The organism is Amycolatopsis sp. CA-230715, assembly GCF_018736145.1.
Lineage (GTDB): Bacteria > Actinomycetota > Actinomycetes > Mycobacteriales > Pseudonocardiaceae > Amycolatopsis.
On record NZ_CP059997.1, the window covers coordinates 2781967 to 2803304 of the forward strand.

Annotated in this window: 18 protein-coding genes; 3 read left to right on the top strand and 15 right to left on the bottom strand. The window is 71.2% G+C overall.

All coding sequences use genetic code 11. The annotated features are described in order from the left end of the window. Nucleotides 1–104: 104 nt before the first annotated feature. The 7 genes from HUW46_RS12790 to HUW46_RS12820 all read right to left on the bottom strand — a co-directional run bounded on the left by HUW46_RS12790 (nucleotide 105) and on the right by HUW46_RS12820 (nucleotide 8799). On the bottom strand, nucleotides 105–1088 hold the full coding sequence (locus HUW46_RS12790) for an N-acetylglucosamine kinase (RefSeq protein ID WP_254126112.1): 984 nt from the start codon (nucleotides 1086–1088) through the stop codon (nucleotides 105–107). Next, nucleotides 1079–2338, bottom strand: a complete 1260-nt coding sequence (locus HUW46_RS12795) for a 6-phospho-beta-glucosidase (protein WP_215547488.1) — start codon at nucleotides 2336–2338, stop codon at nucleotides 1079–1081. Before HUW46_RS12795 ends, HUW46_RS12790 begins: the two co-directional genes overlap by 10 nt. Next, entirely contained in the window at nucleotides 2335–3216 is an 882-nt protein-coding gene (locus HUW46_RS12800; protein ID WP_215547489.1) for a carbohydrate ABC transporter permease, read from the bottom strand. Before HUW46_RS12800 ends, HUW46_RS12795 begins: the two co-directional genes overlap by 4 nt. Nucleotides 3217–3313: 97 nt before the next feature. Beyond that, nucleotides 3314–4303 carry a carbohydrate ABC transporter permease gene (locus HUW46_RS12805; protein ID WP_215547490.1) on the bottom strand — a complete coding sequence of 330 codons (990 nt, stop codon included), beginning with the start codon at nucleotides 4301–4303 and terminating at the stop codon, nucleotides 3314–3316. Between the two features lies 1 nt (nucleotide 4304). Further along, nucleotides 4305–5693 carry an extracellular solute-binding protein gene (locus tag HUW46_RS12810; RefSeq protein ID WP_215547491.1) on the bottom strand — a complete coding sequence of 463 codons (1389 nt, stop codon included), beginning with the start codon at nucleotides 5691–5693 and terminating at the stop codon, nucleotides 4305–4307. 9 nt (nucleotides 5694–5702) lie between these two features. Further along, nucleotides 5703–6911, bottom strand: a complete 1209-nt coding sequence (locus tag HUW46_RS12815) for an ROK family transcriptional regulator (protein WP_215549824.1) — start codon at nucleotides 6909–6911, stop codon at nucleotides 5703–5705. A gap of 298 nt (nucleotides 6912–7209) precedes the next feature. Then, nucleotides 7210–8799: an FAD-binding oxidoreductase gene (locus tag HUW46_RS12820; RefSeq protein ID WP_215547492.1), complete on the bottom strand. Its 1590-nt coding sequence runs from the start codon at nucleotides 8797–8799 to the stop codon at nucleotides 7210–7212. Between the two features lie 63 nt (nucleotides 8800–8862). Here HUW46_RS12820 and HUW46_RS12825 point away from each other — a divergent pair, with 63 nt between their 5' ends. Next, nucleotides 8863–9942 (top strand): DUF6670 family protein, encoded by a 1080-nt coding sequence (locus HUW46_RS12825; RefSeq protein WP_215547493.1) that lies wholly within the window; start codon nucleotides 8863–8865, stop codon nucleotides 9940–9942. A 26-nt stretch (nucleotides 9943–9968) separates the two neighbouring features. On the opposite strand, the gene nudC is transcribed toward HUW46_RS12825, so the two are convergent. The 7 genes from nudC to HUW46_RS48305 all read right to left on the bottom strand — a co-directional run bounded on the left by nudC (nucleotide 9969) and on the right by HUW46_RS48305 (nucleotide 18204). After that, nucleotides 9969–10991: an NAD(+) diphosphatase gene (gene nudC, locus HUW46_RS12830; RefSeq protein ID WP_215547494.1), complete on the bottom strand. Its 1023-nt coding sequence runs from the start codon at nucleotides 10989–10991 to the stop codon at nucleotides 9969–9971. Beyond that, entirely contained in the window at nucleotides 10988–12367 is a 1380-nt protein-coding gene (locus tag HUW46_RS12835; RefSeq protein ID WP_215547495.1) for a M16 family metallopeptidase, read from the bottom strand. Before HUW46_RS12835 ends, nudC begins: the two co-directional genes overlap by 4 nt. A 2-nt stretch (nucleotides 12368–12369) precedes the next feature. Then, nucleotides 12370–13653 (bottom strand): M16 family metallopeptidase, encoded by a 1284-nt coding sequence (locus HUW46_RS12840; protein ID WP_215547496.1) that lies wholly within the window; start codon nucleotides 13651–13653, stop codon nucleotides 12370–12372. Between the two features lie 42 nt (nucleotides 13654–13695). After that, nucleotides 13696–15378 (bottom strand): DUF2207 family protein, encoded by a 1683-nt coding sequence (locus tag HUW46_RS12845; RefSeq protein WP_254126116.1) that lies wholly within the window; start codon nucleotides 15376–15378, stop codon nucleotides 13696–13698. Between the two features lie 17 nt (nucleotides 15379–15395). Continuing rightward, a complete protein-coding gene (locus tag HUW46_RS12850) occupies nucleotides 15396–17186 on the bottom strand; it encodes a DUF2207 family protein (RefSeq protein ID WP_331477233.1) in 1791 nt (596 codons plus the stop codon). Nucleotides 17187–17433: 247 nt separating this feature from the next. After that, the gene (locus HUW46_RS48300; RefSeq protein ID WP_254126118.1) at nucleotides 17434–17916 is read right to left on the bottom strand and encodes a hypothetical protein; all 483 of its coding nucleotides are present in this window, start codon (nucleotides 17914–17916) and stop codon (nucleotides 17434–17436) included. 105 nt (nucleotides 17917–18021) lie between these two features. After that, entirely contained in the window at nucleotides 18022–18204 is a 183-nt protein-coding gene (locus HUW46_RS48305) for a hypothetical protein (protein ID WP_254126120.1), read from the bottom strand. On the opposite strand from HUW46_RS48305, the gene HUW46_RS48310 reads away from it, so the two are divergent. Next, nucleotides 18185–18901 carry a neutral zinc metallopeptidase gene (locus HUW46_RS48310; protein WP_254126122.1) on the top strand — a complete coding sequence of 239 codons (717 nt, stop codon included), beginning with the start codon at nucleotides 18185–18187 and terminating at the stop codon, nucleotides 18899–18901. The genes HUW46_RS48305 and HUW46_RS48310 overlap by 20 nt on opposite strands. A 357-nt stretch (nucleotides 18902–19258) precedes the next feature. Here the strand turns inward: HUW46_RS48310 and HUW46_RS12860 are convergent, their stop codons facing one another. Continuing rightward, nucleotides 19259–20083: an RDD family protein gene (locus HUW46_RS12860; RefSeq protein ID WP_254126123.1), complete on the bottom strand. Its 825-nt coding sequence runs from the start codon at nucleotides 20081–20083 to the stop codon at nucleotides 19259–19261. Nucleotides 20084–20116: 33 nt separating this feature from the next. Here HUW46_RS12860 and HUW46_RS12865 point away from each other — a divergent pair, with 33 nt between their 5' ends. Beyond that, nucleotides 20117–21121 carry a stage II sporulation protein M gene (locus tag HUW46_RS12865; protein WP_215547498.1) on the top strand — a complete coding sequence of 335 codons (1005 nt, stop codon included), beginning with the start codon at nucleotides 20117–20119 and terminating at the stop codon, nucleotides 21119–21121. Nucleotides 21122–21338: the final 217 nt, after the last annotated feature.

A 21338-nucleotide genomic window follows, 5' to 3' on the forward strand; every position in this document is an offset into this window, starting at 1 on the left:
AGGTGGCCTTCAGGGCATCGCGGCGATTCCGTTGCGAGGGCCGGGTTTCGCGCACTCAGTGCCGTCAAGGTGGCCTTCAGGGGCAACCGAAGGGCGACCGAAGGTCACTGTCGTGTTTGGACAGTGAGCGCGCGGAGGCGGGTCTTGACCTCGCTCGGCACGCCCAGGTGGTCCAGGCCGAACAACGCCGAGCCGACCACCGGGGCCACCTCGACCACGCGGACCACGGCACCGGGGGCGACCTTCAGGCAGCGCCGTTCGACCTCGGAGATCACCGAAGGTGCCACGCCGGTGAGCACGCCGCCGCCCAGCACGACCTCGGGGGTGCCCGCGGTCAGGCCCAGCTTCCGCAACGCGACGGCGACCAGCACGCTGACTTCTTCCACGAAGCGGCCGACCACGTTCTGGGCCACCTCGTCACCGGTGGCGGCGACGCGGAACAGCAGCGGGCACAGGCGGTGGATCTCCGCACGGGGCAGTTCGTCGAAGTGCAGGCGGTGCACCACGTCCAGCACCGAGGTCCCGCCGAATTCGTTCGCCACCGCACTGCTCAGCGCGGTTCCGGGCCCGCGGCCATCCTCCGCGCGGACGGCCCACCACAGCGCTTCCTCGCCGAGGCGGAAGCCACCGCCCCAGTCACCGGAAATCTTGCCCAGCGCGGGAAAGCGGTGCGTGGCGCCGTCGGGACCGATCCCGGCGCAGTTGATCCCGGCGCCGCACACCACGGCCACGCCGACGCCGTCGGTGGTGCCCGCGCGCAGCAGCGCGAGGGTGTCGTTGCCGACGGTCAGCGTGTCGCTCCAGCTGCGGGCGGCCAACGCGGCGTGCAGCACTTCCTCTTCGCGCGGGAAGTCGAGCCCGGCGAGGTAGGCCGACGTGTGCACGGCGAACGGCCGTCGTGCCGAAGACACCGGCATCGCTTCCAGCACAAGGCTTTCCAGCGCTTCGACGCAGGCGTCGACCCCGATGTTCTGGGGCGAGGCCCCGGGACCGCGCGACTTTCCGAGCACCGCGCCGTCGGCGGACACCACGAGGACGTCCGTCTTGCTGTTGCCGCCGTCGATGGCGATCACGGAGTTCAGGCCCACGACAGGTAAGCCCGGTTGATGCGGACGATCTCGTCGGCGAGCCGGTCGGCCTTGCGGTACTGGCCGACGAGCGGGTGCGCGAGCAGGGCGTCGGCGACGCGGTCGCGGCCGCCCTTCAGCGCGGCTTCGAGTGCCAGGTTTTCGTACGCCGTGACAGCCGAGATGAGGCCCGCGTACCGCGGCTCCACCGGGCGCACCGGCAGCGGGCGCGCACCCGAGGAGTCCACAGTGGAAGGAACCTCGATCACCGCGTCGTCCGGCAGAAACGGCAGGGTGCCGTTGTTGCGGACGTTCACCACGTGCTCCTCCGCGGGGCCGCCGCCAGTGAGCGCGTGCACGAGCTGCACGGCGGCCTCGGAGTAGTAGGCGCCGCCACGCTTTTCGAGCTGCTCCGGCTTCGTGGTCACCTCGGGATCGAGGTAGACCTTCAGCAGCTCCTCCTCCACGTCGCTGACGACGTCCGCGCGCGGGCGCGCGGTCCGCTGGAGGTCGACCTGGTCGTCGTGGCCGTAGTAGTACTTCAGGTAGTAGGACGGCACGACCTGCGCACGGCGCATCCACTCCACCGGCGCGCTGACATGCTCCCCGATGAACTCGCCGTGCGAGCGGAGCAGCTCCGGGAGCCGGTCCACGCCGTCGACGAGCACCTCGCGCTCCCAGCTCAGGTGGTTCAGACCGGTGTGGCCGAGCCGCACCGCGTCGTGGCCGACGCCGAGCAGATCCGCGAACGTGCGCTGCAGGTGGATCGCGACGTTGCACAGCCCGACCGCGCGATGCCCCTCGGCCAGCAGCGCGCGCGTGACGATCCCGACCGGGTTCGTGAAGTCGACGATCCAGGTTTCCTCGCCGGCCAGCTCGCGCACGCGCTCGGCGATGTCGAGCACCACCGGGACGGTCCGCAGCGCCTTCGCGAGACCGCCCGCCCCGGTGGTTTCCTGGCCGAGGCAGCCGCAGACGTGCGGGAACGTCTCGTCCTCGCGGCGCGCGCGCTGCCCGCCGACGCGGAGCTGGATCAGCACCGCGGCCGCGCCTTCGACGCCGTCCTCCAGGCTGCTCGTGGTGCGCACCCGCGCGGGGTGCCCGGCGTGGCTCAGCAGCCGCCTGCTGAATTCGCCGACCACGTCGAGCCGGTAGCCGTCCGGATCCACCAGCACGATCTCGTCGACGTCCAAAGTGGACCTCCGACCGGCGATGCCGTCCACGAGCTCCGGCGTGTACGTGGACCCGCCACCGACGACTGTCAGCTTCACCCTTTGACCCCCGTGAACGTGATTCCCTTGACGAACGATTTCTGCGCGAAGACGAACAGCACGATGACCGGCGCCATGATGAGCGCGGTGGCGGCCATGGTCAGGTTCCACTCCACGTGGTGCATCCCGCGGAACTGCGCGATGGCAAGGGAAAGCGGCCAGTGGTCGCGGTTCTCCCCGGTGTAGAGCAGCGGTCCGAAGTAGTCGTTCCAGGTGAACAGGAAGCAGAACATCGCGGTCGCCGCGATCCCCGGCTTCGCCATCGGCACCAGCACCTTGACCATGGCGCCGAACTCGGTGCACCCGTCGATCTTCGCGGCCTCGATGTAGTCCTTCGGAATGGTGAGGAAGAACTGGCGCAGCAGGAAGATCGAGAACGCGTCGAAGAAGAAGTACGGCACCACCAGCGGCACCAGCGTGCCGGTGAACCCGAGCCGCACCCACAGGTCGTACAGCGGCACGATGGTCACCTGCGGCGGCAGCATCATCGCGGCCACGGTGAGCATGAAGCACACGTTCTGCCCGCGCCACCGCAGCTTCGAAAGCGCGTAGGCCGCCGGGATCGCCGACAACAGCGCGCCGACGGTCGCCAGCCCCGAGTACAGCAGGCTGTTGCCGAAGTATTCGAGCAGCGGCGCGTCCTTGAACACCTTGATGAAGTTGTCGAAGTGCCATTCCGTCGGCCACAGGCTCGACGTCATGGCCTGGTCACTCTTCATCAACGCGGTCAGCAGCACGAACAGCATCGGCAGCAGGAAGATCACGCCGAGCGCGATCCCGATCGCGTGCGTGGCGATCCACGACAGCTTCCGGTTCCACGACCGGTGACGACCGAAGGGAGGAAGCGGTCGCGAAGATACAGTCCGCTCGTGTCTCATGGGTGTTCTCCCGTACCGAGGAACGAGGGAAGGGAGAACACCCATGAGCATCGAAAGTGGACTCGGGGCGGGACGGAGACCGGTTCGCGGACGGTGGTCACGTCTCCTCCTGGTGTTGTCCCTTGCGGAGCTGGCGGACCAAGATCCAGGTGAACCCGGCGGAGACCACGAACAGCAGCACCGCCATCGCGGCCGCGTAGCCCATGTTGAAGTACCGGAAACCCTGGACGTAGAGCCAGACCGGGTAGGTCAGGGTGGAGTTCTGCGGCGCACCGATGTACTTGGTGTTGCCCGCGACGTCGGCGGATCCGGCGGCCGCGGCCGCGGCGACCACCGCCTGCGTGAAGAACTGCAGCGCGTAGATGATGGAATTGACCACGCCGAACAGCAGCACCGGGGAGATCGACGGCAGCGTGACGTGCCAGAACCGCCGGATCGGCCCCGCACCGTCGATCTGCGCCGCCTCGTGCTGCTCCTGCGGCACGTCGAGCAGCGCGGCCAGGATGATGATCATCAGCTCGCCCGATCCCCACAGCGCCAGCAGGGTCAGCGCGGGCTTCGACATCGCCGGGTCGTTGAACCACAGCCCGCCGTCGATGCCGACGAACTTCAGGAACCGGTTCACCGGCCCGAATTCCGGGTTGAACAGGAACACGAACGCGAGCGTCGCCGCGGCGGGCGGGGCCAGCGATGGCAGGTAGCACAGCGTCCTGACCAGGCCGACGCCCGATTTGAGGCGCGAGATCACCGAGGCGATGCCGAGCGAGAACACCACCCGGCACACGGTGAGCACGATGACCAGCCACAGCGTGTTGTAGGCGGCGGTGCCGACGAGCTGCTCGGAGGTGAACATCCGCACGTAGTTGTCGAAGCCGATGAACTCGGGCGGGTTGATCAGGTCGTACTTCGTCAGCGAGTAGTAGACGGTGGCGATCAGCGGGTACCCGAAGAAGATTCCGAATCCCAGCACGGCGGGCGCGAGGAACAGCAGGACGGTCCGGCGGTGCTTCGCCCTGCGGTTCCCCCGCCGCACCCCGGCGGACGCGGCGGGGGAACCGGATGCCCTCGCGGGCAGGGTGGCGGTCATCTCAGCCGCCCTTTTGGGCCAGTTCGTCGTTGATCTGCGCGTCGACCTTCTTCAGGCCCTCGGCGAGATCGGGCACCGATCCCGCCTGCCACCGCTCGGCGAAGTCGTTGACCGCCTTCAGGTGCGCGTCTCCGATCGGCGTCGACGGGTTCGGCATCAGCTTCCCGCTTCCGTACATGTCCAAAAAGGTCTTGAACTCGGGATCGACCTGGAGCTTCGGGTCGGTCAGCGAAGCCTTGGTGCTGGGCACGTTCTTCAGCCCGTTGGCGAGATCGACCAAAGTGGACGTGTCCAAAGTGATCTGTTTGATCAGCTCCCACGCGGCGCCGGGGTTCTTGGCCCCCTTGGGGATCGCGACGATCGTGCCGGTCACCAGACCGCCGCCGTAGCGGTCCGTCTTGCCGTCCAGCACCGGCGGCGGCGCGGTGCCGAACTTCAGGTCCTTCGCCTGGTCCTTGATGAACGCCTCGCGGTACTCGCCGTCGATCATCATCGCGAGCTTGCCTCGCTGGAAGCCGTGATCGGCCGAGTACTCGTCGCCGAGTCCCGATTTGAACTGCTCCAGCTTGTCGTGCCCGTAGAAGTCGATGAGCTTCTTCTGGAACTCGAACATCGCCTTCCACTCGGGACTGTCGGCGAGGTGCGACTTCCCGTCGGGCCCGAGGTAGGTGGCGCCGAAGTTGGGTGCCCAGTACTGCGCCTGGTTGGCGTAGAACGGCATCGACGGGATGAAGCCGGCCACCTTGATCGACCCGTCCGGGTTGAACTGGGTCAGCTTTTTGGCGTCCTCGAACAGCTCCGTGGTGTTCTTCGGCGGCGCGGAGATCCCCGCCGCGGCGAAGAGGTCCTTGTTGTAGAAGAACCCGTACACGTCGGCGAGCATCGGCATCGCGCACCGCTTGCCCTGGTACTCGGTGTAGCTGCGCACCGCGTCCGGGAGCTGCGACAGGTCCACCTTGTCGCGTTCGACGTAGGGCTTGAGATCCTGGAAGCTGCCGTTCGAGCACCAGGCGCCGAGATTGTCGGTGTAGAAGGAAATCGCCACGTCCGGCGGGTTCCCGCCGCGGATCGACTGGGTCAGCTTGTCGTCGTCCTGGTTGCCCTCGTGCTTGACCTCGATGTTCGGGAACTTCTCCTTGAGCTTCTCCAGCCCCTTGGTGACGATCCCGTACTCGCGCGAGGTGAACTTGCTGTACACGGTGAGCGTGAGCTTGTCGTCCTTGCCCGGTGCGGCGGCTGGCTCGCCCCCGCTGCCCGTGCCGCCGCCAGCGCCGGTGCACGCGGCCACCAGCGCGGCCGTCGCGGCCGTGCAGAGCACCAGTGAGCCGCGCCTTCGGCGGCCCGTCCTTCTCGTGCTTCGAAGCCTTCGAACCGGGGTCGTGGGGTCCATGACCCTCCTTCAGAGTCCGGCGGTGGGGGACGGTGGGACCGCCACGGGCGAGAACGGCCCGTGGAGCACTGGGGTGTGGTGGTCGCCGAGGCCGAATTCCGCCTCGCGCACGGAGGCGAGCGCCGAGCGCAGCGCACCGGCGCGCACCGCGTTGCCCCCGATCGCGGTGACACCGACCGGGGTGCGCGGCACCACGAGCCGGTGCAGCCGCTCGGCGACCGCCGCGGCGAACGGCTCGCCAGCGACCCTGCTGACCGCGCCGCACAACAGCACGACCTCGGGGTCGACGAGGCTCACGATGCCAGCCACGCCGACCGCGACCCTGGCCGCGAGATCGCCGACGAAACCGTCCACTTCGGACTCCATGGCGAGCCGGACGGCCTCGGTGCCGTCGGTGGCTTCGATTCCGTACGCGGCGGCGAGCTTCCTGATCGCCGGGTAGTCGACGAGATTGCCGAAGCGCGCGCCCTCCTTCGGCGTCCCGGTGTCGGCGACCGCGGGATCGGGTACGCGCATCCAGTCGATCTCGCCGCCGCCTCCGGTCGCGCCGCGCAGCAGGCGCCCGTCGACCACGACCGCGCCGCCGACGCCCTCGTCGAGCCAGACGAGCGCGAAGTTCCGGAGGCCGCGCGCGCGGCCGACCGCCATTTCCTGCAGCGCCACCAGGTTCACGTCGTTCTCGACGGTGACCTCGATGCCGAGGCGCGCGGCGAGCCGTTCCGGCAGGTCGAACCCGGACCACGACGGCAGGTGCGGCGCGGACGCGGGGGCGAGGTGCCCGGTGTTCGGGTCGAACGCGCCCTGCGCGCCGATCACCATCAGGCTCAGCCCGGTCAGCGGCACCCCCGCCGCCAACGCGGCGTGCTCGGCGGCTTCGGCGAAGACCTCGACCGCGCCCTCGGCGGGCAGCGGGACGCGGTGTTCGGCGAGGATCGCGCCGGTCACGTCGGCGATCGCGAAATCGGCGCCGTGCGTGGTCAGGTCCACCGCGGCGACCGTCGCGAGCTTGCCGTCGACCGCCCAGAGCTGCGCCCTCGGCCCCCTGCCGCCGCCGCGGACCCCGGCCTTGACGACGACGCCGTCCTGTTCAAGGCGGGTGAGCAGCTGCGCGGTGGCCGGTTTCGACAGGCCGATGACCTCTTCGAGATCGGCTCGCGTCAACGGCCCGGCGCTGAGCAGCGCGTCGATGGCGGCGCGGTCGTTGATCTCGCGCAGCATCCGGGGGCTTCCGGCTCGCACAGGGTCTCCGCTTTTGTTAGGAAACTTTACAGACGGTTTCCGGCGACTGTAGTGACCCGCCCCACACCACGTCAACGTCCGTCTTTGCGTGACCGCTCGATCACGCCGCGTCCCTGTCGCGGAACTTCGCGGCGATCGACCGCGAGGGGTGGATTCGTGGCGCCTAGCGCCCCGAAGGTGGCCTTCGGAGCATGCGCGGCATTGCCCGCACGTGAGCGAGGGCCGAGAAAGTGGCGCCAGGGTCCCCGAAGGTGGGGCCTTCACGGCACGCGAGTCGTCAGTGGATCAGGACGCCGGGGTTGAGGATGCCCGCCGGGTCGAGTGCCGCGCTGGCCGCGGTGAGTGCGGCGGCGAACGGATCGGGCCGCTGCCGGTCGTACCACGGGCGGTGGTCGCGGCCGACCGCGTGGTGGTGGGTGATCGTGCCGCCGCTTGCGGAGATCGCCTCGGACACCGCGGTCTTGATCTCGTCCCATTGCTCGACCGTGCTTCCCCAGCGCCCGGCGGCGTAGACGCCGTAGTAGGGCGCGGGACCGTCGGGATAGACGTGGGTGAAGCGGCAGGTCACGACCCCGGCACCACCGCACACTTCGTCGATCGCGGCGCGGGCCGCCGCGGTGACGGCGACGTGGAACGCCTCGAAACCGTCCCAGGTGCACGACGTCTCGAACGTCTCCACGATCATCGAACGCCTGGCGAGGGCGTCGCGCTGGTACGGCATCCGCAGGAACGACGACCGCCACGCCGAAGCCGAATCGCCGTCCTGGCGCGCGGAATCCTTGCCACGCCTCGCTTTCACCACGCCTCCGCCCCCGGTGGCCAGGTCCAGCGCGCGGTCCAGCCACGCGTCCACCGGGTGATCGGCGGATTCGAAGCCGACCAGCAGCAGCCCCCCGCCGGTGCTCGCGCCCGCGTTGAGGAACGCCTCCGCGGGATCGAGCAGCCGGCAGTTCGACGGGTGGAGCCCCGACTGCGCGATCGCGCGGGTGGCGGCGACCGCGTCGTCCCAGTCGTCGAAGGCGACCGACGCGGTGACCTGCCATACCGGCCGGGCCCGCAGGCGCATCCACGCCTCGGTGATCACGCCGAGCGTCCCCTCGGAACCGAGGAACAGGCGGTCCGGCGCCGGGCCCGCGCCCGAACCCGGCAGCCGCCGCGACTCGCTGATCCCGGCGGGCGTGACGACCCGCAGCGATTCGGTGAGATCGTCAATATGCGTTGCCAGCGTGGCGAAATGCCCACCGGCGCGGGTGGCGAGCCAGCCGCCGAGGGTGGAGAAGGCGAACGACTGCGGGAAGTGCCGCAGGGTCAGGCCCAGCGGGCGAAGGCGGCCCTCCAGCGCGGGGCCGTAGATCCCGGCCTGGATCCGCGCGGCCCTGCTGACCGTGTCCACTTCGGACACCGCGTCGAGGCGGGCCAGGTCCATCGACACCGCGGGTCCGTCGAAGCGCGGTTCGACGCCGCCGACCACGGAACTTCCGCCACCGTAAGGGATCACCGGGATGCGGGAGGCCGAGCACCAGTCGAGCAGATCGACGACGTCCTGCTCGGTGCGCGGGCGGGCGACGAGGTCGGGGATGTGGTCGAGCCTGCCGAGGAGGTTGCGGACGACGTCGCGGAAGGCCTTGCCGCGCGCGTGGGACAGCCGATCAACGGGGTCGTCGCCGCACAACGCGGCCAGCGTCCCCGGCGGCCGGATCCGCGACGGCGGTACGGCGAGGTCCGACGGCAGGGGCGGGGCGTGATCGGTGAAGTCGTGGCCGGGCAGCATCGCCGCCGTGCGAGCGACCAGCGCGCCGGTTTCCTGTTCGGACAACGCTTCGGCGGTGGTCCCCCACCCCCACCAGGAACGGTCCGCGGTCGACATCGGCACCTCCGCTCGATCTGACTCACTGGTAAGTTACTCGTCAGTTAGTTACCCTGTCAACGCATGGAGCACAGCACCGCGCGGCTGCTGCGGACGGCCGCCCCCGTTCTGGTCGGCCGGGTCCTGCCCAAAGTGGACCGTCGCATCGAGGAATCCAGGCGCCCGTTCACCCGCCGCGATCTGATGCGTCCGCACGTGGACTCGCGGACCTGGGCTTGGACGCACTACGGCGTCTTCGTGCCGCGGCTGCCCGCGCCGTACCGCTACCTCAACACCATGACGTTCGTCGGCGCCACCGGCACGGTGTGCTTCGACAACGACTACCTGGCCGCACCGGACGCGCGCCGCACCGCGACCGTCCTGTCTTCCACCGCCGCGGACGGGCACCACCACTACCGCGCCTACGACACCCGCGAGGACTGCGCGTTCGCGGCGGACGGGTCGCGGCTGGCCTGGGGCGGCGATCTCGTCATCGAGGCGGACCACCCTGGGTACCGGCTGCGGTCGGGCTACGGCCGGTTCGGAGCGGACCTGGAGATCACCGCCACCTCCCAGGTCTCCTGGTTCGTGCGGACGCCGTTCTACGATCACCTGAGCCTGCTCGCGACCTGTCGCGGGACGGTGACCGACGGCGGCGAAACCGTCGACGTCGGCGGTCTGTGCACAGTGGAGTACGCCCGATCCGTTTCACCGCAGGCGTTGTCGCGCACACCGGTGCCGCCGCGCTGGAAGCTGCCCGTCGACTTCTTCACCTACCACGTGATCGACCTCGACGAGCGGACCCAGTTGCTGCTCACCGACGTCCGTGCCGCGGGCGCCACCGCGTGCAAACTGGCGCACCTGCGCGTACTGGACGGCGAAACGACCGTGTACCAAGAAGTTTCGTTCGAGGTGACCCCGCGCGCGGAGCCCGAGATCGACCCGGTGGGCCGCGCCATGCGGGTACCGCGCGGGTTCCGCTGGACCGTGCGGGACGGCGCGGAGGAGATCGCCGTGCTCGACGGGACGGTGGACACTCCCCTGCGGTACGGGCACGGACGCGGTTACGTGGGCGCGTACTCGTTCAAAGGCACCTTCCGCGGCGGGCCGGTCTCGGGCACGGCCTACTTCGAATGGATCGACTGCGAGTCTCGTTCGAAGTAGGCCGCGAACGTGTTCCGGGGAACGGGTCAGGCTTCGGCGTCGGCCCACGCTTTCAGCATCACGCGCGCGATCGACGAGTTGCCGGGGAGCACCAGGTTCGCGGCGCCTCCCCCGATCGGCGTCGGTTTCGCGTTTTCGTTGCGCAGCAAGCTGTTCTCGAACGCGGCGCGCACCTCCGCGCGCGAAACCCACAGCGCCTGCTCGATTTCGCCGTCGGCGGGCTTGAGCGGCGCGGCGACGTCCGCGCGCGCGGTGAAGCCCAGCATGATCGAGCGCGGGAACGGCCACGGCTGGCTGCCGAGGTACCGCGGTGCGCGCACCTCGACGCCGACCTCTTCCCTGATCTCGCGTTCGACGCAGCCTTCGAGCGACTCGCCCGCTTCGACGAACCCGGCCAGCACCGAGTACCGGTCCTTCGGCCAGATCGGCTGGCGCGCCAGCAGCACGTGTTCGCCGTTCACGCCGACGTCGTCGTGCACGAGGCAGATCACCGCGGGATCGGTCCGCGGGTACTCCTCGCGCCCGCAGTTCGCGCACTTGCTCGCCCAGCCGAACTGCACGAGCACGGTCTCCCCGCCGCACTTCGCGCAGAACCTCGCGCGGCGCGACCAGTTCCGCAGCGCCTGCGCGGTGGTGAACAGGCCCGCCGAGGTGTCGTCGAGTAGATCGCCGTAGCCGCGCAGGTCGACCCACAGCTCACCGTCGTACGACGGCACCTCCTCGACGAAGCCCCAGCTCCCCGGCGACCGCACGACCACCGGATCGCCCTGCGGCTCTCCCGGCATCGTCCAGTAGTCGGTGCCCTCCCACTCGCCGAGGAACGCCGCGTCCTCGGCGGGCCGGGGCCCGAAGTCGACGGCCTTGCGGGTGGCGAGCGCGGACGCGGTGTCCTCGCGGACCGGCGTGCGGCCCTCACCGGAAAGCAGCACCACGCGCGCGTCCGACCACCGCGACTCGAGCCTTTCCGGATCGGTGCGCAGCGTCTCTTGACGGTCCACAGTGGACCGGGAGAGCGTAGGCAGCTCGCCGAGGTGGAACGGCGCGGTCACGACGGTTCGCCGACGGTGACCCCGCCGAGCGCGGTCAGCTTCGGCCCCAGCTTCTCGGCGTCCCCGACGACCACACCGGTGAACCGGCCCGGCGCGAAGAAGTCCAGCGCCGCTTGCGCCACGTCGTCCACGGTCACCGCGGCGAGCCGCTCGGGGTGCGCCGCGACCCAGTCGAGGCCGAGCCCGGTCGAGGCGAGCGCGGTGAGCTGCCCGGCGAGCCCGGTCTGCGACGCGGTGGAGGTGACCAGCGAGCCGATCGCGTACTGCCGCGCGGATTCCACTTCGGACTCCGTCGGCGGCACGAGGCCGAGCTTGCCGAGCTCGTAGCGGGTTTCCAGCAGCGCCGCCGCGGTGACGTCGCTCGCGGTGTCCGCGTCGACGTTGACCACGGCGGAGGCACCGGTGAACTCGAACCCGGAATGCGCGCCGTAGGTGTATCCCTTGTCCTCGCGGATGTTTTCCACCAGCCGCGAGGAAAAGTAGCCGCCGAACACGAAGTTGGTGATCTGGAGGGCGGCGTAGCGCGGGTCCGTGCGCGGCACCGCCTGCGCGGACAACCGGATCTGCGACTGCACCGCGCCGGGCCTCGGCACGAACAGCACGTCGCCACCGGTCAGCTCGGGCAACGGGGCGAGCACCTTCACGGAGCCGTTGGTGCCCCAGCCGCTGAACGCGCGCTCGATGTCGCCGACGACCTTCTCCGGGTCGATGTCGCCGACGATCACCATGGTCGCGCCGCGCGGCAGCACCGAGGCGGCGTGCAGCGCGCGGACGCCTTCCGGGGTCACCTTCACGATGTCCTCGGCGTGCGGCACCTCGCGCGTCGCGGGGTGGCTGCCGTAGCGGTGCTTCTGCAGCGCCTCGCGGGCGATCGTCCTCGGCTGGGTGCGCGCGACCGCGAGCCGCTCCACCAGCCGCTCCGACTCCCTCGCCACCTCAGCGTCCACATAGGACGCACCGGTGAGCACGTCGGCGAACACGTCCAGCAAGGTCGGCAGGCCGCTGGCCAATGCGTTGCCGTTGAACGAAAGCCGCTCCGGGTCGACGCCGACGCCGATTTCGCCACCGATCAGCGCCAGCTCGGTGTCGATCGCGACCCTGTCCCGCTTCGCGGTGCCGGTGAGCAGGGTTTCCGCGAGCACCTCCGCGGTCGCGGGGTGCAGCTCGTCGTCACCGGCGAACGGGATCCAGAGCCGCACCTCGACGAGCGGCACGGTGGCCTTGCGGACCGCGAGCACGCGCAGGCCGTTCGCCAGCACGGTGTCCACATGGGACAGATCGGCGGCGGCGCGCTGCTCGCCGAGCTCGGGCACCGGCCTCGGGCCGCGCTCGGTGCGGCCGATTTCCTCGGCGGTGCGGTGGGATGTCGAAGTCACGCTCACTTGCCTTCCTGCTCGGGCTTGACCACCAGTACCGCACGCGAGTCGGGGCGCAGCGCCTTGGCCGCGGCCGCGACGTCGTCCGAGGTCACCGCCGCGATCCGGTCGGCGAGGGTGGCCACCAGCGCCGGATCGTCGTAGAGCAGCTCGAACGAGCCGAACGCGAGCGTCCGCGAAACGAGCCTGTCGTGCTCGGAGTGCAGCCCGGCGGCCCAGCGCGCGGTCACCCTGGCGAGTTCCTGCTCGTCGGGCGGCGCGGCGGCGAGCTTCTCCAGCTCCTCGTCGAGCGCGCCGAGGATCCGGTCCGGCTCGACCTCGGGCGCGTGGATCGCGGTGATGGTGAACACGTCGGGGTCGCGCGCTTCGAACGGGCCGAACAGCCCGGCACCGGCGCCGAGATCGGTGACCAGCGGCTCGCGGTGCACGAGCCGCTGCTGCAGCCGCGCGCCGTCGCCGTCGCCGAGCACACCGCCGAGCACCAGGTTCGCCAGGTAGCCGTCGAGGTCGTTGATCGGGTCCGGCATCCGGTAGCCGACCGCGAGCGCGGGCAGCGGGGCGTGCGGGTCGAGCTGCTCGCCGCGCAGCTCACCGGCGGGCGGCGGCTCGGCGAACGACGGGCGCGGCGGCTTCGGGCGCGCGGGCACGTCCCCGAAGTGGCGCTCGATGAGTTCGCGCGCGTTGTCGACGGTGAAATCGCCCGCCACGGTCAGCACCGCGTTCGCGGGCGCGTAGTAGGTGTCGAAGAAGGCCGCGCAGTCCTCGAGCGACGCCTGTTCGAGATCGGTGAAGTCGCCGTACCCGTTGTGCGCGTTGGGAAAGGTCTTGTACAGCACCGGCGGCAGCAGGATCCACGGGAACCCGCCGTAGGGCCGGTTCAGCACGTTGAGCCGGATCTCCTCCTTCACCACGTCGATCTGGTTCGCGAGGTTCTCGGCGGTGAGCTTGGGGGCGCGCATCCGGTCGGCCTCGAGGAACAGCGCGCGTTCGAGCGCGGCCGCGGGCAGCACCTCGAAGTAGTCCGTGTAGTCCGGGTGGGTCGACCCGTTGAAGGTGCCGCCGCTGGACTGGACGTACCGGAAGTGCGCGAGCTTCTCGAGGCTCTCACTCCCCTGGAACATCAGGTGCTCGAAGAGGTGCGCGAATCCCGTGCGCCCTTCGGGCTCGGAGCGGAAGCCCACGTCGTAGTGCACGCTGACGCCGACCACCGGTGCGGTCGGGTCCGGCGCGAGCACCACGCGGAGGCCGTTGTCGAGGGTGTACCTGGTGAGGTCGGGTGCGGCCATGCGCCCCACCCTACGACCAAGCCGGACCGGACGTGGCCGGTCCTACCGCGTTCGCCCCGCCCACCGCACCAGCCCGCGCAGCGCCTCGGCGTCGGCGAGCGCCTGGGTCCTCCGCAATTTGACGGAGACGGCGAAAGCACCGCTCAGGGTGGCGACGAACTCCTCGACGCCTCCGAGCGCCTCCGAGTTTTTCTCGGCGACATACCAGTAAACGTCCGGAGCCCGCTTGAGCTGGCCGAACGCCGCGAACCACGCCGGGGTCTCCCCCAGCGCGAGCGCGTAGGCGAGGCCGCGCGAGAACACCACGTCCCGTTCGAGCTTGGGAACGCCCTTCGCGCGCGTGCCGTGCACCTGCTCGGCGAGCCCGCGCAGCCTGCGCGCCAACGCGTGGCCGCGCGCCGTTCGCGCAGGGAGAACACGGCCCGCGACGGCGAGCGCGCCACCCGCGAGCGCCAGTACCACGCCGAGCTGGGCGTACCCGACGGTCACCGTGAGCAGCACGGTCAGGAACACGCCGTAGCCGATGATCCGCAGCCCGGCCTTGGTGAGCCTGCCGGACTGCCGGTCCGGTGGCCGGGAGAACCAGCGGCGGCGCACGACGTCGGTGTAGAGGGCCTCGCGGATGCCGTCGAGGGCGCCGCCCTTCGTCGCGAGCGCGGAGACGGGCACCGGTTCTTCGGCTGTCCCGAAGAGCATCTCGAACACCGCGTGCTCGTAGGCGGTGAGCTGGTCGTCTGGCTCGTTGCGGCGGACGAGCAGCCAGTCCGGGACCTCGCGCTCCCCTGCCGGGACCTCGCTGACCCACAGGTAGTTGCGCACGGCGAGGTCCAGCACGGTGGCCGCGACGTCGAGCGGGTCCATCCGGCTCGCCAGCACGGTCCCCGCGTGCCCCGGCAGCGCGCCGTCGGGTGAGGCGAACTGGTCGTCCTCGGTGAGCATCTCCACCGGCGACGGGCGGACCGGTGCCGACGCGCGGCGCCGCAGCACCGCCACCCTGCCGCCGCCGGCGAGCAGCAGGAGCGCGAACACCACCCAGGCCACGCCGACCGGCCAGGTCACCACGAACGCGCCCGCGAAGGTGTCCGACGGCTCCAGGTCCTCGTTCGGCGGCACCAGCCCCGGCGGCAGCTCCACCGTGATGTCCATGCGGTCGCTCGCGCGCAGGTTCTGCTGGCTGAACCGGCTCAGCCCGGTGTGGTCGATCTGGGCGGCCTGGCATTCGGCCGGCTCGTAGGTGTCCGCCTCGGGGCCGACCTGGCAGCGCACCGCGCTCGCGATCGCCGGTGCCGCCACGGACGCGCGCACGAGGTTCAGCCCGGTGTCCCAGCCCCCTTCCAGCCGCCAGGAAGCCGTGAGCACGCCCCGGTTCTCCGCGACCGCACCGTCCACTGTGTACCGGAGAATCGAGGTGCCCTGCTTGAACCGCGCGGTGAGCTCGTCGTCGGTCTTCGTCACGTCGCCGGAGCCTTCGAGCACCGCGTCCCGCACCGTGTAGACGCGGTCGCGATGGTGCCCCGCGGCCCGCCGCAACGGGATGCGCCGCGTCATTTCCGTACCGTCGGGCACCGAAACGGCTTCGGCGATGTGCAGCGCGCCGTCCTTGCCGATCTTCACCGTCAGCTCGGCGCTCTTCGGCAGCGCGGGCACCGGCGTGTCGTCCTGCGCGGCCGCGGTGCCGGGAACGAGCGCGCACAGCACGGCGCACAGCACCACGATCCGCCGCACGACCACGGTCCGCGGGATCAGGCGGGAACGGGCTCGGGCCGCACCGACCGGCGGTGCCCCGCTTCGGCGAGCAGCCCGTCGAGCGCGGTCAGGAAGGACGGGAAGTGCTGCCCGAACCGGCGCAGGTCCGAATCGCCTTCGAGCCCGCCGTACCAGTAGACGCCGGGCGCGCCGTCCGACGACGGGTCGAGATCCGCGAACGCCTGCACCCAGCGGTCGGTCTCGGCGAGCACGACCGCGTACGGCAGCGAGCGCGAGAACACCATCTCCTGGTCCGCGGGCGGGATGTCCTCCCGCTTCGCGGCGCGCAGGTAGCCGAGCAGGCCGGGCACCTGGCCCGCGACGGAACGGCCGCGCTCGCTGCGCGCGGGCAGCTTGCTCGCGCCGACGGTCAGGCCGATCCCGGCGAGCGCCACCGCGATGCCGATCAGCGCCTGCCCGACGGTGAGCGCCAGCACGAGGGTCCCTGCCGCGCCGAGCGCGGTCACCCCGGCGCCGACCCAGGTGAGCTTGTTCCGCCCGGCGGCGTCGGGACGGCGGGTGAACCACTTCTGCGCCACCACGTCGTCGTACATCGCGTCGCGGACCGGGCCGAGGTTCAGCGTGCCGCCGGAACGCACCTCGGACAGGAGCACGCTGTCCGTCCCTTCGGGCAGCAGCGCGGCGAACACGGCGCGTTCGAAGGCGTGCAGGTGCTCGTCGGGGGCGTTGCGCTTGGCGAGCTGCCAGTCAAGGAAACCGTTGGGGCCGCGCAGTTCCGAGATCCACAGGTAGTTGCGGACCGCGAGATCCACCACGGTCGCGCTGATGTCGACGACGTCGACCGTGCCGTCGACGACCGTGCCGACCTGACCGGGGAGCACGCCGTCCGGCGAAGCGAAGTACACCCGCTCGCCGTCGCGCACCAGCACCTCGACCGGTTCGGCGCGGCCCGCGAGCGCACTCGCGTCACGGCGGCGTACGCGCCAAAGCAGGAGGAGTCCCGCGATCAGCAGCAGCACGGCGGCGCCGACCGCGACGAAACCGGTGGTGCCGAACCCGAACGCGGCCGAAACCGAGGACACCGCGAGGAACTTCGCGTTCGCGGGGACCGTGCCGGGCGCAAGGCCCACCGCGACGTCCATCCGCTCGCCCGCCTTGAGGATGAGCTGCTGCACGCGCGCGACGCCGGTGTGGTCCACTTCGGCCAGTGTGCAGCGCTTGTTGGAACCGAGCGGGCCCGCGAAGCACTCGCTCGCGGTGGCCGGGCCGCCGGGCGCGAGGAACGACGCGTCGACCTTGCCCAGTTCCGCGTTCCAGCCGCTGGCCACCTGCCAGCGCACCTGCTGCCCGCCGGCCAGATCGGCGACCGCACCGTCCACTGTGTACGTGACGGTGGACTCGCCGCCGGAAAGCTTGATCACCAGGCTGTCCGCGGTGGCCTGCGCGGTGCCGTTCCCGGCCACCTTCGCGTCGCGGACCGCGTAGGTGCGGTCGTGGTCGTCGTCGGCGGGCACGCGCAGCGGGACCTGGCGTTCGAGCTGCTGCCCGCCCGGCACCACGACCTTCTCCTGCACCTGCAGCGCGCCGTCGCGCAGAACCTTGAGCGAGACGGTGATCGCCGGACCCGGCGGCGTGATCTGCTCGCCGACGCCCTGGCGCTTGTCGAGCTTGCTCATGTCCTGGCCGGGAGCGTCCGGCATGGACGGTCCCGGCGCGGGGCCGAGCGGCGGTGGCGGCGCGGCGGCGGCCGTGCCGCCGGTGACGAGCACGGCGGCGACAGTGACTGCCGCGCCCAACGCGGCCCCCAAATTCCTGAACACGGTCACGGACGATAGTCCACCCGGCCTATGCTGCGGTCGCGATCACGCGAATTCACTCCGATCAGCGCATACCGACCGTGGGGGCCAGGACACGCCATGACACCGAACCGGGGTGCCCGCGCGCGCCGACCGTCCACAATCGACACCGTTCACCCGGGGGTCTCATGACTCAGCCACCACACCAGGGCCCGCCGGGCCCCCGCGGACCGCACGGTCCCCAGGGACCTCAAGGCCCCCAGGGGCCACGGGGTCCTCAGGGCCCGAACGGCCCCGGCAGGCCGGGCGGGCAGCAGGGCGGTCCCGGCCGCCCGGTGCCGCCGCCCGGTGCGCGCCCGCTGCCGCCGCCCGGCGCCCGTCCGGTCGGCCCCGGCGCCGGGCAGCCACCCCGGCAACCGCCCCAGCAGCCGCCGCGGCCGCCCCAGGGCAGGCCGGGTGGCCCGCCGCCGACCCCGCCCGGTGGCGCGCCCTTCCCGCCCGGCACGCCGCCCGGTGGCGCGCCCTTCCCGCCCGGCGGGATGCGGCCGCTCCCGCCGCCTCCCGGCGCCGCGCCGCTGCCGCCGCCGCGCCCGGTGTTCGCGCCGCCCGCGGGTCCCGGCATGCACGCGGGCCCGCCGGGACCGCCTGGAGCGCCGCCGTTCGGGCCGCCGCCGGTCCCGTTCGGGCCGCAGTTCGCACCGGCGCAGTTCGGCCGCCCGCCCGCGAAGTCCGGTGCGGGCGCGATCGTGGCGATCTGCATCGTCGGCGCGCTGTTGGTGGTGGGCGGTACGGCGGCCCTCCTCGCGGCTTCCGGCGGCAAGAAGACGCGGAGCGCCGACGCCGGGTATTCGAGCTACTCGAACACCTACACCACGAGCGCGAGCAGTTCGTCGTCGTCGAGCAGTTCTTCTTCGTCGTCGTCCAGTTCTTCCTCGTCGTCCTCGTCGACGGACACCTCGTCTTCTTCGGGATCCGACGAAACCTCGCGCAGCGGGCCGCCGAGCCGGACGCAGAGCGGGCCGCAGCCGGTGCTGAAGCTCGCCGACAACCCGTTGTTCGCCGACAGCAACTACGGCCTGCAGAACAAGGCGTGCCAGCTCGCCCGCTGGTCGAACAACGCCTCGGCGGCCGCGGCGTTCATGGAAAGCGCGAAACCGTGCCTCGACGCGGTGTGGGGGCCGCTGATGTCCGGGGCCGGGCTGCCGTTCCAGTCACCGAACCTGCTCAACCCGTCCGGCAAGAACTGGTCGAGCCCGTGCGGCTCGGTCGACTACGACAACGTCGCCGCGTTCTACTGCTCGACGAACCAGACGCTGTACATGCCGTACGCGGGCCTGCGGGTCGAGGACGGCGGCGCGCATCCCGGGATCTACCTCGCGGTGTTCGCCCACGAATACGGCCACCACGTGCAGCACCTCAGCGGGGTGATGGAAGCGGCCGACGAACAGCGGTACAACGCGGGGCAGGATTCCAGCGCGGGGCTGGAGGTTTCCCGTCGGCTGGAACTGCAGGCCCAGTGCTTCTCCGGGATGTTCCTCGGCTCGGCGACCGACCACGGCGGCAGCATCGACCAGCAGATGCTCAACGAGGCGTGGAACAGCAACCGCCGCGGCGACGACCACGGCGCGCCGCAACGCGACCACGGCAGTGACGACCACTCCGAGGGCTGGTGGCGCACCGGGTCGAAGTACAACCGGAACCAGCGGTGCAACACCTGGGCCGCCTCGTCCAAGGACGTCGCCTGACCGGAGGCTCTCAGGCGGCGTTGCCTTGTGAGCCACCGGGAGAGTGTCGATGCCCCGAAAGTGCCATTCAGGGAATCCAGCGCCCCGAAAGCCACTTTCGGGGCACCGGAAAGCAGGAGAGCGAACGTGCGAGGGGTGGATGTGCGGCGTTGAGCGCCCCGAAGGCCACCTTCGGGGCACGCGCGGCACCGCCCGCACGTAAGCGAGGGCCGAGAAAGTGGCGCCAGGGTCCCCGAAGGTGGCCTTCGGGGACCAACGACGCGCCCCCGCCGCGGATCACCGCGCCGCACCCGACATCACCGTGACCTTCGGGGCGTTCAAGGCCCTGAAGGTCACCTTCGGGGCACGGTGAAGGGCTCAACTCGGTGGGGTGAAAGGGTTTTCGGGTCGCGGCTCCGGGGAGCGCGCTTCGACCGGAGCGGCGTCGAAAGGTGCGACCGCGGGGCGGGCCGCGCGGGCGCTCCGTTCGGCGAGCACCGCGCTCAGGTAGGCCCAATCCGGCACGCCGTCGGGCACGGGCGCGCCGATCGCGGCCACCACGTCCGCGGTGAACGCGCGCCCGAGTTCGTGCGCCGCTTCGATGCGCAGGTCGTGGAAACGGCCGAGGTACTGGCGGATCGCGAGCGCGAGACCGTCGTCGAGGCCGGAAAGGTCCAGCCGCGAAGCCCAGTCCGCGAGCGGCGGCGGCATGACGATCACCGGCGCCGGTGTTTCCGGAACGCGTTCGCTGAGCACGACCGTGCCCGCGAGGTAGTCGCCGACGCGTTTCGACCGCGGTGAACAGAGCGAGACGCCCATGCCCACCACCGCCCACACGAACGCTGGCCCGAAGTCGACGACGGCACCGGCGAGCCCGCGCGCGAGCGCGTGCCGGAACCGGATCGGCCCGCCGTCGTCGCGGACCACGCGCAGCCCCATCGCCATCTTGCCGAGCGTCCTGCCGTGGTTCAGCGCCTCCAGCAGCACCGGGTAGCCGACGCGGACCAGCACCAGCACGGAAAGCAGCACCGCGACCGCGAGCGACTCGTCGGTGAGCCCGGTCAGCACCAGCGCCAGGAAGGTCAGCAGCAGCACGGCCGCCTGCACGAGCGCGTCGAGCGCGAACGCCACCCCGCGGCTGGCCATGGTCGCCAGCCGGAGTTCGAGCACCACCGCGTCGCCGGTGACCAGATCCGAGTCCACGTGGCCAGCGTAGTGACCGAATAGGCTGCCGGAATGGACCTCGATGCGTTCGTGACCGCGCACCGCGCCGAGTGGGACCGGCTGGCCGAGCTGACGAAACGCGGCCGCGCGCTGCGGGGTCCGGAAGCCGATGAACTGGTGACGCTCTACCAGCGCGCCGCCACCCACCTGTCCGCGGCGCGCTCCGGCGCACCCGATCCCGCGCTGCTCGCCCGGCTTTCCTCGCTCGTCACGCAGGCGCGCGCGGCCGTCACCGGCACGCACAACCCCGCGTGGCGGGAGTTCGGGCTCTTCTTCTCGCGCCGCTTCCCCGCGGCGCTCTACCGGGGCCGCTACTGGTGGCTCGCCTGCGCGGCCGTGTTCGTGGTCGTGACGGGCCTGCTCGGGGTGTGGATCGCGAAGGACCCGCACGTGCAGGCGACCTTGGCGCCGCCGGAGCAGGTCAAGGCGATGACCGCGCCCGGCGGCAAGTACGAGAGCTACTACTCGACCGGGCCCGCCGCCTCGTTCGCGGCGCAGGTGTGGACGAACAACGCGTGGGTGGCGGCGACGTGCCTGTTCCTCGGGGTGCTCGGCGGCGTGCCGGTGGTGCTGGCGCTGGGGCAGAACGCGCTCAACGTCGCCGCCGGGCTGGGCCTGATGACGGCGGCGGGCCGCGGTGACGTGTTTTTCGGGCTGATCCTCCCGCACGGGCTGCTCGAACTGACCGCGGTGTTCGTCGCGGCGGGCACCGGGCTGCGGCTCGGCTGGACGGTGCTCAACCCCGGCAACCGCACGCGGGCCACCGCGCTCGCCCAGGAAGGCCGGTCCGTGGTGGTGCTGGCGCTCGGACTCGCCTGCGTGCTGCTGGTCTCCGGCGTGGTCGAAGCGTTCGTCACGCCGTCAGGACTGCCGACGTGGGCGAGGATCGGCATCGGCGTCGTCGTCGAAGCGGCCTTCCTCGCGTACGTGTTCGTGCTGGGCGGACGCGCGGCGCGCGCGGGCGAAACCGGCGACCTCGATTCCCGGTACGCGGGCGACACCCTCCCCGCCGCCTGACCCGCGATGCCCCGAAAGATGCTCCTATAGAGGGGTCGGGTCGTGTATGTCGCCGAAGGCTCCTCTTGGGGCGGTCTGTGTCAGGATCTCGGCCCTCGCGGCGGGCCGCCGCCACCTGCGCGTGTCCCCGAAGGTGGCCTTCGGGGCGGTAGACGCCGCGAATTCGGCCCTCGCACCGCACTCCCGCCGCCCGCTCCACCCCGCGGCGGGCCTTCGG